Annotated in this window: 13 protein-coding genes; 6 read left to right on the forward strand and 7 right to left on the reverse strand. The window is 76.4% G+C overall.

The window, feature by feature from the left end; genetic code table 11:
* Window positions 1-57 precede the first annotated feature (57 nt).
* On the reverse strand, window positions 58-840 hold the full coding sequence (locus E9529_RS22370; RefSeq protein ID WP_308195250.1) for a type II CAAX endopeptidase family protein: 783 nt from the start codon (window positions 838-840) through the stop codon (window positions 58-60).
* Complete coding sequence (locus E9529_RS04145) at window positions 837-1,778, reverse strand: NAD(P)H-binding protein (RefSeq protein WP_236829838.1); 942 nt, start codon at window positions 1,776-1,778, stop codon at window positions 837-839. The genes E9529_RS22370 and E9529_RS04145 overlap by 4 nt, the downstream gene beginning before the upstream one ends.
* Before the next feature lie 278 nt (window positions 1,779-2,056).
* On the opposite strand from E9529_RS04145, the gene E9529_RS04150 reads away from it, so the two are divergent.
* Window positions 2,057-2,410 (forward strand): hypothetical protein, encoded by a 354-nt coding sequence (locus E9529_RS04150; RefSeq protein ID WP_236829839.1) that lies wholly within the window; start codon window positions 2,057-2,059, stop codon window positions 2,408-2,410.
* Window positions 2,314-2,748 carry a hypothetical protein gene (locus E9529_RS04155; protein ID WP_236829840.1) on the forward strand — a complete coding sequence of 145 codons (435 nt, stop codon included), beginning with the start codon at window positions 2,314-2,316 and terminating at the stop codon, window positions 2,746-2,748. The genes E9529_RS04150 and E9529_RS04155 overlap by 97 nt, the downstream gene beginning before the upstream one ends.
* 42 nt (window positions 2,749-2,790) lie before the next feature.
* Here the strand turns inward: E9529_RS04155 and E9529_RS04160 are convergent, their stop codons facing one another.
* Together E9529_RS04160 and E9529_RS04165 are read right to left on the reverse strand one after the other, a co-directional pair.
* On the reverse strand, window positions 2,791-4,323 hold the full coding sequence (locus E9529_RS04160) for a cryptochrome/photolyase family protein (protein ID WP_236829841.1): 1,533 nt from the start codon (window positions 4,321-4,323) through the stop codon (window positions 2,791-2,793).
* 101 nt (window positions 4,324-4,424) lie between these two features.
* The gene (locus E9529_RS04165) at window positions 4,425-5,072 is read right to left on the reverse strand and encodes a class I SAM-dependent methyltransferase (protein WP_236829842.1); all 648 of its coding nucleotides are present in this window, start codon (window positions 5,070-5,072) and stop codon (window positions 4,425-4,427) included.
* A 188-nt stretch (window positions 5,073-5,260) separates the two neighbouring features.
* Between E9529_RS04165 and E9529_RS04170 the strand changes: the two genes are divergently transcribed.
* The 4 genes from E9529_RS04170 to glsA are packed head-to-tail and all read left to right on the forward strand — an operon-like array spanning window position 5,261 to window position 10,852.
* Window positions 5,261-6,286, forward strand: a complete 1,026-nt coding sequence (locus tag E9529_RS04170; protein WP_236829843.1) for a 3-oxoacyl-ACP synthase III — start codon at window positions 5,261-5,263, stop codon at window positions 6,284-6,286.
* Complete coding sequence (locus E9529_RS04175) at window positions 6,283-8,877, forward strand: alpha/beta fold hydrolase (protein WP_236829844.1); 2,595 nt, start codon at window positions 6,283-6,285, stop codon at window positions 8,875-8,877. The genes E9529_RS04170 and E9529_RS04175 overlap by 4 nt, the downstream gene beginning before the upstream one ends.
* Entirely contained in the window at window positions 8,874-9,845 is a 972-nt protein-coding gene (locus E9529_RS04180) for an NAD(P)-dependent oxidoreductase (protein WP_236829845.1), read from the forward strand. The genes E9529_RS04175 and E9529_RS04180 overlap by 4 nt, the downstream gene beginning before the upstream one ends.
* A gap of 59 nt (window positions 9,846-9,904) precedes the next feature.
* On the forward strand, window positions 9,905-10,852 hold the full coding sequence (gene glsA, locus E9529_RS04185) for a glutaminase A (protein ID WP_236829846.1): 948 nt from the start codon (window positions 9,905-9,907) through the stop codon (window positions 10,850-10,852).
* Between the two features lie 10 nt (window positions 10,853-10,862).
* On the opposite strand, the gene E9529_RS04190 is transcribed toward glsA, so the two are convergent.
* The 3 genes from E9529_RS04190 to fdhA form a co-directional block, all read right to left on the reverse strand.
* On the reverse strand, window positions 10,863-11,771 hold the full coding sequence (locus E9529_RS04190; protein WP_236829847.1) for an NAD(P)-dependent oxidoreductase: 909 nt from the start codon (window positions 11,769-11,771) through the stop codon (window positions 10,863-10,865).
* A gap of 54 nt (window positions 11,772-11,825) precedes the next feature.
* The gene (locus E9529_RS04195; RefSeq protein WP_236829848.1) at window positions 11,826-12,050 is read right to left on the reverse strand and encodes a hypothetical protein; all 225 of its coding nucleotides are present in this window, start codon (window positions 12,048-12,050) and stop codon (window positions 11,826-11,828) included.
* A gap of 145 nt (window positions 12,051-12,195) precedes the next feature.
* Window positions 12,196-13,419, reverse strand: coding sequence for a formaldehyde dehydrogenase, glutathione-independent (fdhA, locus tag E9529_RS04200; RefSeq protein WP_236829849.1), 1,224 nt, complete (start codon window positions 13,417-13,419; stop codon window positions 12,196-12,198).
* Window positions 13,420-13,700 lie beyond the last annotated feature (281 nt).

Below are 13,700 nucleotides of genomic sequence, written 5' to 3' on the forward strand. Positions count from 1 at the left end.
GGCGTCGTCGCGGACCGGCCCTCGCCCGCCGTCGCAGGTGCCCCGTCCGCCGAGGCCTCAGCGGTTGCCGTCGTCCTCCCTGGCCGACGGCGACCGCTCCTCGGCGAGCCGGTCGGCGAACAGCGGCGGCAGGTAGCGCAGCATCAGCGCCGACCACACCACGTGGGTGAGCACCGGCGCCTGGATCCCCCCGGTGATGCGGCGCTGCTGGGCGAAGATCAGCCCCATCGGCACGCTCGCCAGCACCAGCGCCGGGTTCCGCGTGGCGGTGGTGGCCAGCCCGTAGACCGCGGTCGAGACGAGCACCGGCCGCCGGGTGCCCGCCGCCGCGTAGAGCGCGCCGCGGAAGAAGACCTCCTCCGCGACGCCGTTGGCCAGGGTGGTGGCCGCGACGAGCGGGGCCGAGCCCTGGTCGGCGTACCGGAGCACCGACCCGATCGCCCGGGCCAGGACCGGGATCCGGCGGGCGACCAGCGCCGCGCCGTAGAAGATTCCGAAGGCCCCGACCCCGGAGGCGATCGGCGTGAGCACCGGCCGCTTGAGCAGGTCCCCCGGCCCGAACATCCGCCCCAGGTGCAGCGGCCCGGACGCCAGCCCGCCCACCACCCACGTGCCTGCGACGCCGAGGGTGAGCCCGTAGAACCGCGGCGACCCCGGCGGCGTCGACAGCGAGACGCCCAGCAGCGAGGCGCCGGCGACCGCGACCGCGCCGGTGACCCGCCGCCGCCGCCGGAAGGCCTCGTCGCTCTCCCAGTGGTCGCGCGGCACGCGGCGCAGCAGGGGCAGCACGGCCCGGTGCGCCCGCGCCCGGAGCGCCCGGGACACCCGCCCGCGGCTCACCGCCGCGCTCCCCGGCTGAGCCACCCGCCGCGCCGCTCCCCCACCTGCTGCCGGCGGTCCCGCGCCCGCTCGACGAGCGCGGTCATGACCATCTCGTCGTAGTCCATCGGCTCGAACGGGACGACCGAGCGGATCGCGTCGTCGGTGACGACCACCTCGATGGTCATCGAGTCGATGAGCGACCGGCCGGTGGCGACGTCGACGTCGGTGACCAGGGCCAGCCACCGCGAGGACAACTGCGGGCTGAGCAGCGGCACGGGGACGACGAACAGGTGCCGGTTCTGGATGTCGGCGACCCGGGTCAGCATCTGCAGGTAGGTGAGCACCTCCGGGCCCCCCACCTCGAACACCCGCCCCTCGGCCTCCGGGGCGTCGAGCACCCCGACCAGGTACCGGACGACGTCGGCGACGGCGATCGGCTGCGTCCGGGTGCTGACCCAGCGGGGGGTGACCATGGCCGGCAGGTGGGCGACGAGCTGCCGGGTCATCTCCCAGGACACGCCGCCGTGGCCGACCACGATCCCGGCGCGCAGCACCGTCACCGGGACGCCGGTGCCACCGAGGAGCTGCTCGACCTCGCGGCGGCTGCGCAGGTGACGGGACAGCTGCTCGCCGTCCTTGCCGAGACCCCCGAGGTAGACGATCCGGCCGACGCCCGCTGCGGCGGCGGCCCTGGCGAAGGCGCGCGCCGCGTCGGCGTCCTTGCGCTCGAAGTCGGGGTCGCCGAGCGAGTGGACGAGGTAGTAGGCGGCCTCGCAGCCCTCGAGCGCCGCCCGCAACGACGCCTCGTCACCGACGTCACCGGCGACCGGGGTGCCGGCGCCGGTGTAGCGCTCCGGCCGGCGGGTCATCCCGCGGACGTCGTGGCCGGCCTCCTCCAGCGCGGTGGCCAACCGGCTGCCCACGAAGCCCGACGCGCCGGTGACCAGGATCCTCACCGGGCCAGCCTGCCCCGGGCCGACAGGGGGCGCGACCCGGCCGCGCGGCCGCCCGTCGTCGCCGGCTCCGCCCGAGCCGCGGCGGCCCCCCGGGCCCTTGGCGGACGGGCCGGCGGACCCATCGACGCAGCAGGTGCCTCGTGGCCGGGAGCAGCATCAGGACGGTCCTCCACGGGTGGGGTCCCGACGTCGTCCGCGAGGTCCGCAGCGGGTCGGGCACGACGCGCCGTTCCCGGTGCTCGCCGTGCGCCCCGCTCGGACTCGCTAGCCTCCCGCGGGTGACGGGCAGACCGCAGCGGGACCGGCTCGGGCACCGGGGGGCAGACGACGACCGGGTGCCGGGTGGTGCGGGCGCCCGGCAGCGGGGGTGGCTGGTCGGCGCCATGGCGTCAGGGCTCGTGCTGGCCGGGCTCGCGCCGCTCGCCGTGCTGGTCTCGGGTGGCTCGGTCGCCGCCATGGACCTCATGAGCGATCCGGTGGAGGTGACCGGGATCCCGTGGTTCGTGGGCGGCGTCGCCTCCCTCAACCAGTTCGTGTGGGCGGCCGGCGCGGCGGTGTTCCTCCTCGCCGCTGTCGGGCGCGGCACGTCGATGCCCGGCTGTCGGCGGCGCTGGCCGGGTGGGGCCTGCTGACCGCGGTCCTCACGCTGGACGACCGGTTCCTCCTGCACGAGGTCGTCCTCCCCTACCTGGGGGTCCCCGAGGTGCTGGTGTACCTGGTCTACGTGGTCGTCGTCCTCGCCCTGCTCGTGGGCTTCCGGTCGGAGCTCACCGGGCAGCCGGAGGTGGTCCTCCTGCTCCTCGGGCTGGGCGCCTTCGCGATCTCCGTCGGCCTGGACCTGACCGGGTGGGACTCGACGGTCCGGCGGGTGGCGGAGGAGACCGCGAAGATGATCGGCGCGACCGCCCTGCTGTGCTTCCCGTCGGCGATCCTGGTCCTGCACCTCCGCCGCCTGCCGGGCCGGTCCTGAACCCGTGGCCGGCCCCGCCGCCGGTGGCGGGGCGTCACCTGGTCAGGGCGGGGTCGTGCCGCGGTCGCGCTCCTGCTCCACCACCGCCTCGAGGTCCTTCAGCCGGTCCAGGCCCTGCAGCGGCCGGCGCATGCGGTGGTTGCCCGCCAGCCGGTCCCGGGTGCGCTCCAGGAAGGCCCAGTACCCGGCGGTGTAGGGGCAGGCGTCCTCGCCGAGCCGCTTCCGCGGGTCGTACCGGCAGCCGCCGCAGTAGTCGCTCATCCGGTCGATGTAGGCGCCGCCCGAGGCGTAGGGCTTGGTGGCGAGCACCCCGCCGTCGGCGTGCTGGCTCATGCCGACGACGTTGGCGACCATCACCCACTCGTAGCCGTCGACGAAGGTCTCGTGGAACCAGTCGGTCATCGCCGAGGGGTCGATGCCGCGCTGCAGCGCGTAGTTGCCCAGCACCATCAGCCGCGGGATGTGGTGCACCCAGCCGTCCCGCCGCAGGTCGCCCAGCACGCCGGAGAGGCAGGCGGCGTCCACCGCGGAGTCGTCGAGGCCGGCCAGCCAGGCCGGCACCCCGGCCCGCGCCCCGAGGAAGTTCCGGTGCCGGAAGTCGCGGCCGAGGTGCCAGTACATGTGCCAGATGTAGTCGCGCCAGCCCATGACCTGCCGCACGAAACCCTCGACGCTGTTGAGCGGCAGCGGCGCCCCGTCGGCGACCGGGTCCCGGTACCGCTGCTCGGCCTGCGCGACGACGTCGAGGGGGTCGAGCAGCCCGAGGTTGAGCGCCGGGGACAGCAGCGAGTGCGCCAGCCACCGCTCGCCGGCCAGCATCGCTTCCTCGTGCGGGCCGAAGGCGCCGAGGCGGTGGTCCAGGAAGTCGTCCAGCCGGCGCAGCGCCTCCCGCCGGGTGACCGGGAACAGCCGCGGGCCGTCGTCCCCCACGAAGGAGACCTCCCCGGCCGCCTCCCACCGGTCGAGGTCGGCGCGCACCTCCTCGTCGATCCCGTCCTCCTGCGGCCACCACGGCTCGGGCGCCGGGGAGCGGCCGTCGGCGGGCGGTGGCTGCCGGTTCTCCTCGTCGAGGTTCCACCGGCCGCCGACCGGGCCCGCGCCGTCCATGAGGACGTCGTGCCGCCGCCGGGCGTCGCGGTAGAAGTCCTCCATCAGCAGCCGCTGCCGGCCCCGCCCGGCGGCCCAGGCCGCGAACTCCGCCTGGGTGCTCACGAAACCGCGGGCGGCCAGCACCTCCAGCCCGGGACGGCGGAGCACGAAGTCACGGCTCCCCCACGACGTCGGGGCGCAGACGCTCAGCGGCTCGGCCACCCGGTCCAGCGCCTCCGCGTAGGTGCCGACCTGGTGGAACTCGGCCTGGTCGCCGAGCTCGGCCGCGCGGTGCCGCAGCGCGGAGAGCACCAGGTGCGCCTTCTGCCGGTGGAAGCGCCGCCGGCCGAGCACCGCGCGTGACTCGACCAGCAGCACCGGCTGGTCGGGCTCGTCGAGGAAGTGCGGGCCGAGCTGGTCGGCGAAGCACCACCGCCGCGTCGCCGGGGCGCTGTCCGGGAAGTCGGCGAGGGCGGGGTCACCCACCCCTCCCCCACGACCGCGCGTGCTCGCCGCCACCGGCCCCACCTCCCGGCGGACATCGTGCGGCGCCCGCCGCTCCGGGCGCGACCGGAACGGCGGGCCGGTCAGCCCCGCCGGGCGGTGCCGAGGACGTGCGGGGCCATCGGGAGGGGGACGCGGGTGTCGGGCATGCGGCACCGCTCCACCGTCTCCAGGGTGAAGCCGCCCGCGGCGATCCCGGCAGCCGTGTCCCGCCCGAGGTGGCACCCCCCTCCGACCAGCGGCCACACGGTCCGGTCGAGCACGTCCTGCACGGTCGTCAGCGGCGGCTGCTCGGCCCGCACGTGCTCCCAGAAGACCAGCCGCCCACCGGGTCGCAGCACGCGGTGCAGCTCCCCCAGCGCCCGCGGCTGGTCGGCCACGCTGCAGAGCACGAGCGTGACGACGGCGGTGTCGAACGTCCCGTCGGCGACCGGCAGGGCTTCCGCCACGCCGCCGACGACGCGCACCGGCACGGGGGCGTGGGCGGCGGCCCGCTCGGCCAGCCGGCGGAGGTGCGGCTCCGGCTCGACGGCGACCACGGAGGCGACCGCGGGCGGGTAGTGCGCGAAATTCGTGCCCGAGCCCGCGCCCACCTCCAGCACCCGCCCGTTCGTGCCGGCGAGCAGCCCCGCCCGGACCTCGGCCCACCCGTGCCGCTCCGCCGCGGCGGCCAACCGGCCGTAGACGCGGGCGAACACGGGGTGGCGGGTGGCGGCGGTCCCCGGTGGCACGGCTCCAGCATGCACCCGGACGCCCGGCGTCGGCCGCCGGGAGCTGCGCCGACGACCCTCGGCCCCCAGCTCGGGCGCCGTCCGGCAGAGTGGTGCGGTGTGCGCGCTGCCCCCGGGGGTAAGCGCGCCGGGACGAGGGCGGCGCAGGGAGGACGGCGGCCGCCCGCCACACCTCACGAGCGGACCTGATGACCGGCAACGCCACACACCGATTCAGCAACACCGCGATCCTCGCGGTGCAGACCGCGGACGCGCCGCAGGTCGTCACGTCGGCTGACTTCGACGAGCAGCTGGGGAAGACCTACCAGCGCGTCGGGCTGCGGCCCGGGCTGCTGGAGCGGCTCGCCGGGATCACGGAGCGGCGCTGGTGGGCCGACGGCGCCTCGTTCGTCGACGGCGCCGCCACCGCGGGCGCCAAGGCGATCAGCGAGAGCGGCGTCGACCCGGCGCACATCGGGCTGATGGTCAACACCTCGGTCAGCCGCAAGCACCTGGAGCCCTCCACGGCCGTCGCCGTCCATGACGCCCTCGGGCTGCCGAGCTCGTGCCAGAACTTCGACGTGACCAACGCCTGCCTGGGCTTCATCAACGGCATGGAGCTGGCCGCGGCGATGATCGACGTCGGGATGGTCCAGTACGCCCTGGTGGTCAACGGCGAGGACTCCCGGCCCGTGCAGGAGCGCACCATCGACCTGCTCAACCGGCCGGACACCGTCGCCAAGGACGTGATGGGCCACTTCGCCACGCTCACCCTCGGCTCCGGGGCCGTGGCGATGGTCCTCGGCCGGGCCGACGAGCACCCCGAGGGCCACCGGCTGGTCGGCTCCGTCAGCCGGGCCGCGACCCAGCACCACGGGCTGTGCACCGGCGACAACGACGGGATGCACACCGACCTCAAGGGCCTGCTCGACGCCGGCCTCGCCCTGTCCGGCGAGCTCTGGGCGGACGCCGCCGCCGAGTACGACTGGGCGCAGGGCATGGACCGCTACGTCATCCACCAGGTGTCCAAGGTCCACACCGGGGCGCTGTGCGACCGGTTCGGCATCGACCGGTCGCTCGTGCCCACGACCTTCCCGACCCGCGGCAACCTGGGCCCCGCGTCGGTGCCCTTCACGCTGGCCGGGGAGGCCGGCACGCTCGCCGGCGGCGACCGCGTGCTGCTGATGGGGATCGGCTCCGGTCTCAACGCCTGCTGCCTCGAGATCGCCTGGTGACGGCGGCTCCGCAGGCCGAGCTGCCGGGGCTGGACCCCGCCTGGTCGCGGTGGGTCACCGTGCCGGGGCGGGACGGCGAGAAGCACCGCTGGCACGTCCTGGACAACGGCGTCCACGACCCGGTCGGGACCCTGCTCTGCGTCCACGGCAACCCGACGTGGTCCTACCTGTGGCGCCGCCTGGTCGCCGCGGCACCGCCGGGGTGGCGCGTCGTCGCACCCGACCAACTGGGCATGGGGTGGTCGGACCGTCCTCCGGCACCGCGGACCCTCGACCGGCGGGTGGCCGACCTGGGAGAACTCACCGCCGCGCTGGGCATCAGCGGCCCGGTCGTGACGGTGGCCCACGACTGGGGCGGCATCATCTCGCTGGGCTGGGCCCTCGAGCACCGGCAGGACGTGCGGGGCGTCGTCCTCACCAACACCGCCGTCGCCATGCCGGAGGGCGACCTCGGGCCGGCGCTGATCCGGCTGGCGCACGCCCCCGTCCTGCGCTCCGCCGTGACCCAGGCCAGCTCCGTGTTCGTCCGCGGGGCGACGGCGCTGTCGCGGCCCGCGCTGCCCCGGGAGGTCCGCCGCGCCTACGCGCAGCCCTACCGGTCGGCCGAGCAGCGGCGGGCGGTGGGCGAGTTCGTCGCCGACATCCCCTTCCGGCCGGGCCACCCCTCGCGCGCGGCGCAGGAGGCGATCGCCGAGGGCATCCGTACGCTGGACGTCCCGGCGCTGCTGCTGTGGGGGCCCCGGGACCCGGTCTTCGGCGAGAAGTACCTCGCCGACCTGCGGGAGCGGCTGCCCCGCGCGGACGTGCACCGCTACGAGGGCGCTTCCCACCTGCTCCCGGAGGACGCGCCGGGGTACGCCGAGGCGGTCGCGGCGTGGGTGACCGGCACGGTCGCAGCGGCGCCGGCCGCCCCGGCGGCCGGCGCGGCGGCGGAACCGGCGGCCGGCGCGGCGGCGGAGCCGGCGCGGCCCTGGGCCTCGCTGGCCGCGCGCGCGCACGACGACTCCCCGGCCGTCGTGGCGGCCGCCGGGTCCTCGGTCACCTGGGCGCAGCTGGCCCGCCGGGTGGACGACCTCGCCGCCGGGCTCGCGGCAGCGGGCGTCCGCCCGGGCGACCGGGTGGCGATGCTGCTGGAGCCCTCCGCCGACCTGACGGCAGCGGTGTACGCCACCTGGCGCGCCGGGGCCGTCATCGTCGTCGCCGACAAGGGGCTCGGCCTCCGCGGCATGCGGCGCGCGCTGCGCGGCGCGGCCCCCGACCACGTGCTCGGCAGCACCGCCGGGCTGGCCGCCGCTCGGGCGATGGGCCTGCCCGGGACGCGCGTCCTGGCCGGCCCGGCGTCGGCACGGGTCCGCCGGGCCCTCGGCGCCGAGCACGACCTGGCCGCGCTGGAGGCGCTCGGCCGCACCTCGCCCGCGCCGGCGGAGGCGCCGCCGGACGCCGACTGCGCGGTCGTCTTCACCTCCGGGGCCACCGGCCCGGCCAAGGGCGTCGTCTACACCCAGCGCCAGGTCGGCGCGCAGCTGGAGCTGGTGCGGGCGGCGTACCGCCTGGCGCCGGGTGACGCGCTGGTCGCCGCCTTCGCCCCCTTCTCCATCCTCGGACCGGGCCTGGGGATCGCCTCGTCGGTGCCGGACATCGACGTCACCGCGCCCGCGACGCTCACCGCCGCGAAGCTGGCGGACGCCGCGGCCGCGGTGGACGCCACCGTGGTGTTCGCCGCGCCGGCCGCCCTCCGCCGGGTCGCCGCCACCGCCCCCGAGCTGACCGGCGAGCAGCGGTCGGCGCTGCGCCGGGTCCGGCTGCTCATGTCGGCCGGGGCGCCCGTGCCGGTGCCCCTCCTGCAGGAGCTCCGCGAGACCTTCCCGGTGGCCGAGCTGCACACGCCCTACGGCATGACCGAGGCGCTGCCCGTCACCGACGTCTCCCTCGGCGACGTCGAGGCCGCCGGGCCGGGGAACGGCGTCTGCGTCGGCCGGCCGGTGCCCGGCGTCGAGCTCCGCATCAGCCCGCTGTCCCCCACGGGCGCCGCCGACGGGCCGCTCACCGACGCCGCGGACGTGACCGGCGAGGTCGCCGTGCGCGCGCCGCACGTCAAGGACCGCTACGACGCCCTGTGGGTCACCGAGCGCGCCGCCGGCCGCGACCCGGGGTGGCACCGCACCGGGGACGTGGGGCACCTCGACGGCGCGGGCCGGCTCTGGGTCGAGGGCCGGCTGGCGCACGTGCTCACCACCGCGGACGGCCCGGTCACCCCGGTCGGCCCGGAGCTGCGCATCGAGTCGCTGGACGCCGTCGCCGCTGCGGCGGTCGTCGGCGTCGGCCCGGGAGGCGCCCAGGTCGCCGTCGCCGTCGTCGTGCCCGACGGCGGGCGGCGCCGGCGGGCCCGCTCCGGGCGGCTCGCCGTGGCGCCCGACGACCTCGCCGGTGCGGTGCGGGCAGCGGCCGGGGTCGACCTGGCCGCCGTGCTCGTCACCGGGGCGCTGCCGGTCGACATCCGGCACCAGTCGAAGGTCGACCGGGCGGTGCTGGCGCGCCGGGCGACCCGGGCCCTCTCCGGCACACCGGTCCGGTGGACGAGCGGCCGATGAGGGTCCTGGTCACGGGGGCGAGCGGCATGCTGGGGCGGGTCACCGTCCAGCGGCTGCTGGCCCGGGGCGACGAGGTGACGGTCCTGCAGCGCCGCCCCTCCGGCCTGCCCTGCGCCGAGGTGCTCGGGGACGTCGCGGAGCCCGCCGTGGTGGCACGCGCCGCCGCCGGTCAGGACGCCGTGGTGCACGCCGCGGCGAAGGTGGACGTCACCGGCCGGTGGGCCGAGTACGAAGACGCCAACGTCCAGGGGACGAGGAACGTCGTCGCCGCCTGCGCCGCCGCCGGGGTCGGTCGGCTCGTGCACGTGTCCTCCCCGTCCGTCTCGCACGCGGGCACCCCGCTGTTCGGGGCCGGGGCGGGGCCCGCCGACCCGGCGCGCGCCCGCGGCTCCTACTCCCGCTCGAAGGCGCTGGCCGAGCAGGTCGCGCTGGACGCGGACTCGGCCGGCCTCGCCGTGCTCGCCGTGCGCCCGCACCTGGTGTGGGGGCCCGGCGACGAGCAGCTCGTCGCGCGGATCGTGGCACGGGCCCGGGCGGGCCGTCTCCCGCTCATCGGCTCGGGCGCCGCGCTGATCGACACCACCTACGTCGACAACGCCGCGGCCGCCCTCGTGGCCGCGGTCGACGCCTGCGGGGCCGTGCACGGCGAGGCGCTGGTGGTCTCCAACGGCGAGCCCCGCCCGGTGGCCGAGGTGCTCCGGCGGCTCTGCGCGGCGGCCGGCGCGCCCCCGCCGCGGGGCCGGGTGCCGGCGCACGCGGCCTGGCTGGCCGGCGCCGTGGTGGACGGGGTGTGGTCGGTGACCGGACGGCGCTCGACGCCGCCGCTCACCCGGTTCCTCACCGAGCAGCTCACGACGGCGCACTGGTTCGACCAGCGGCGCACCCGGGCCGCGCTCGGCTGGCGCCCGGAGGTCGGGCTGGACGAGGGCTTCGCCCGGCTGGCCGCCTGGTACGGCGCGTCCGGGTAGCGCCGGCCCCGGCCGGCGTCCGGGCGTGTCCCCGACCGGACGGCGGGTAGCGGGGGTGGGTGGCTCCCTCTCCCGCGCCTGCCCCCGACCGGACCGCCGACCTCGAGGCGGTGCTCGCGGAGGTCGCCGAGCAGACGCGGCACCTCGCCGAGGAGGGCCGGGTGCAGGAGCAGCCCGAGGAGCTGCCCTCGGCCGAGCCCACCAGGTTCGGGCTGGCGCTGGCCGAGCTCGACGGCACGGAGCACGTGACCGGTGACGCCGACGTCGGCTTCGCGATCCAGAGCGTGGTGAAGGTGTTCGCGCTCACGGCCGCCCTCCGGCTGGTCGGCGAGGACCTGTTCGAGCGGGTCGGCCGCGAACCCTCCGGCGACCCGTTCAACTCCCTCATCCAGCTGGAGCACGAGAAGGGCGTCCCGCGGAACCCCTTCATCAACGCGGGCGCCCTCGTCGTCTGCGACGTCCTGCTGGAGGCGGCCGACGACCCCTACGGCGCCGTCGCGGGCCTCCTCGGCGACCTGGTCGGCGAGGAGGCGACCGTGGACCGGACCGCGCTGGAGGCGGAGCGGGAGGGCAGCTCCCTCAACCAGGCCATCGGCCACCTGATGAGCTCCTTCGGCAACGTGCACCACCCGGTGGAGGAGGTCGTCGAGCTCTACGTCCGCCTGTGCTCGATCACGGTGACCACCCGCACGCTGGCCCGCGCCGCCCGCTTCCTCGCCGACGACGGCGTCAACCCGCTGACCGGCGCGGCGGTGCTCTCCGAGCCCCTCGCCCGACGCGTCAACGCGCTGATGCTGACGTGCGGCACCTACGACGCGGCCGGCCAGTTCGCCTACGACCTGGGCTTCCCGTGCAAGAGCGGGGTCGCGGGCGCGGTCATGGGCGACGTGACCGGGCGCTTCGGCGTCTGCGCGTGGTCGCCGCCGCTGGACGAGAAGGGCAACTCACGCGCGGGGCGGGCGGCGCTGCACCTGCTGTCGGAGCGGCTCGACCTGTCCCTGCTGTGACCGGGCGCGATCACGACCGCGCCGTCAGGCCCCGCCGCAGCTCGTCCAGGGCCTGCGCGAGGTCCACCCGCGGCGTCCAGCCCCACCGGCGCGCGCGGTCGGCGCGCAACTGCCCGGTCCACACCGGCTCGTCGGTCCACACGGGCTCGACACCGAGAGCATCCGCCACCGTCCCGAGGTAGTCCCGCCACGTCGCGGGCTCCCCCGCCACGACGACCGGCGTCGTCCCCCCGGCGACGGGGCCCTCCTCCGGGTCGCCGGCGGTCGCGATGGCGCCGGTGGCGACGTCGGCGATCAGCGCCGCCAGGTCGTCGACGTGCACCCACGCCCAGGTCTGCGAGGGGTTCGCCCGGTTCTCCCCGTCGCGGACCGCCTGCGGCCGCAGCGTGTTCCACACCGAGGTCTCGCCGGGCCCGAGGATCGCCGGCGGGCGCACCAGCACCGTCGTCAGCCCGCCGACCTCCGCCAGCGCGGCGTCCGTGGCGATCTTCGTGTCGGGGTAGTCCCCGCTGCCCTCGGGCAGGAGGGCACCGTCCTCGGCGACGTCGCCGACCCCGGCCGAGCGGTCGTAGACGCCGGCCGTGGAGACGTGCACCAGCCGGGCGACGCCGGCGTCCCGCGCGGCCGGCGCGATCACCGGGGTGCCCTCGACGCCCACCCGGTGCTGCACCTCCCGGGGCGAGCCCATCGGGTGCACGGTCGTCACCACCGCGTCGGCGCCGGCGGTGACCTCCCGGGCGAAGGCGTCGTCCGCGAAGTCCCCCACGTGCTCGGTGACGCCGTCGAGCGCGGGTGCGCTGCCGGCGCGGCGGACGACGGCGCGCACCTCCGCCGACCGCTCGGCGAGGGCGCGGCACACGGCGGTGCCCACCAGCCCGTTCGCACCGGTGACCACGACGACGGGGGTGGGAGAGGCCATGCCGCCCACCCTGCCAGCGACCTCCCCGGCCCGCCTGTGCTGGCCTGTCCAGGGTCAGAGCTGGAGCACCGCGGCGGCTCCCTCGTACGCCGCGGCGACGCCGTCGGGGTCGTGCCCGTCCAGACCGTCGAGGACGAGACCGTCGTCGATCAGCGTCGCCGCCTCCCGGAACACCTCACGGGCGGTCCCCTGGTCGACGTCGGGTCGGCTCCGGGCAGCCGCATCCGCGGCGGCGAGGAACCGGTCGAGGAAGGGTGGGGCTGCGCGGCCGGTCGCCATGGCGGGAACCTGCCAGCGCACCCACTCCCCCGCAAGCAGGTACGGCGCCACGTGGCGCGCCCGTCCGACCGGTGACTCGAGGCGTCACGGCACGCGGGCCCTGCACCGCCGGCCACGGCGGCGCCGGGCCCGCGTGGGCCCGCGGTCAGGCGACCTTGCCCGCCATCCCGTGGGGGTCGAGCACGAACTTGCGCGGCGCCCCCTGGTCGAACTCGGTGTAGCCGCGCGGGGCCTCTTCCAGCGGGATCACCGTGGCGTTGACCGCCTTCGCGATCTGCACCTTGTCGTGCAGGATCGCCATCATCAGCTGGCGGTTGTACCGCATGACCGGGCACTGGCCGGTAGTGAACACGTGCGACTTCGCCCAGCCCAGGCCCAGCCGGATGGACAGCGACCCGGTCTTCGCGGCCTCGTCCACCGCACCCGGGTCACCGGTGACGTAGAGGCCCGGGATGCCGAGGGCGCCTCCGGCCCGGGTGAGGTCCATCAGCGAGTTCAGCACCGTCGCCGGCGCCTCCTGCTGCGACCCCGGTCCGTGCCCGCGCGCCTCGAAGCCGACGGCGTCGACGCCGCAGTCGACCTCGGGCTCGCCCAGGATCTGCTCGATCTGGTCCTTCGGGTCGCCCTTCGACACGTCGATCGTCTCGCAGCCGAAGCTGCGGGCCTGCGCGAGCCGGTCCTCGATCAGGTCCCCCACGATGACGACGGCGGCACCGAGCAGCTGCGCCGAGGCGGCCGCGGCCAGCCCGACCGGCCCGGCGCCCGCGATGTACACCGTCGACCCGGTGGTGACCCCGGCGGTGTAGCAGCCGTGGTACCCCGTCGGGAAGATGTCGGACAGCATCGTCAGGTCGGTGATCTTCTCCAGCGCCTGGTCGCGGTCGGGGAAGCGCAGGCAGTTGAAGTCCGCGTACGGCACCATCACGTACTCGGCCTGGCCACCGGTCCAGCCGCCCATGTCGACGTAGCCGTACGCCGAACCCGGCCGGTCGGGGTTCACGGTCAGGCAGAGGCCGGTCTTGCCCTCCTTGCAGTTGCGGCAGCGGCCGCAGGCGATGTTGAAGGGCACGCTGACGATGTCGCCGACGTCGAGGAACTCGACGTCGGCCCCCTTCTCCACCACCTCGCCGGTGATCTCGTGCCCCAGGACGAGCCCCTCCGGAGCGGTCGTGCGCCCGCGCACCATGTGCTGGTCGCTCCCGCAGATGTTGGTCGTGACCGTCTTGAGGATGACGCCGTGCGGTGTCTTGCGCCCGACGTTGGACGGGTGCACGCCCGGCCCGCTCTGGAGCTCGAGCTTGGGGTAGTCGAGGTCCGCGACCTCCACCTTGCCCGGTCCCACGTACCGGACGGCCTTGTTCCCTGCCACGGCGCTCCTCCTGTGGTCCTGGACGGCCCGGGTCGGGCGCGTCCGCTCCGTGGTCCACGCCGGTCGGCGTGGGACCTCTGCACGCGGCGCTCGTTCGACACCGTGTGATGCACCTCACAGGGCGGGTGAGCGGCACACCAGCGCCTGTCACCCGACCCGACGCGTCGAGCACCGAGAGGTCCGGTCCGGCCACCCTCCGTCAGGAGCTCGGGGGTGCGCACCGTTCGTCGTCAGCGGCGACCGCCGCCGGAGGCCACGGCTGCAGCAGGCGATGCGGCGCA

Source organism: Blastococcus sp. KM273128 (assembly GCF_021698975.1).
Taxonomy (GTDB): domain Bacteria; phylum Actinomycetota; class Actinomycetes; order Mycobacteriales; family Geodermatophilaceae; genus Blastococcus.